This is a genomic window from Levilactobacillus namurensis DSM 19117, from assembly GCF_001434785.1.
GTDB classification, from domain to species: domain Bacteria; phylum Bacillota; class Bacilli; order Lactobacillales; family Lactobacillaceae; genus Levilactobacillus; species Levilactobacillus namurensis.
Window position 1 is genome coordinate 1 of record NZ_AZDT01000038.1, and the last position, 314, is coordinate 314.

Consider the following 314-nt stretch of genomic DNA (forward strand, 5'->3'; position numbering starts at 1 on the left):
CGGGCCCGCAATCGAGCTCATCGTGTCTTACAGCTTGTATTTGCGTCATTTGGGGCTTCCAAGGGTGGCTTTAACTTCGATACAAAGCTAGCTTGGAAACTCCTAACGCTCTTTCCACATGCACAAATCGTTCGTGAGATTGGCGACCTTAACGTACTAGAAGCGCGAATATCAGCAGCACATTTCAAAGGAATGGGCGCTAAACGTATTCACGATACCGCACGAAAGCTATGGAAACTGGCCGCTCAAAATGGTGATGCGGTACCCGTTACATCGGATAACACACGACAAATGAAAGCTTTGGCGGAGCAAGT

The 314-nt window shown here is 48.4% G+C and carries 1 pseudogene; it reads left to right on the forward strand.

The features are described from left to right. Nucleotides 1-314: pseudogene (locus tag FD30_RS11780) on the forward strand (hypothetical protein); the annotation flags it as partial.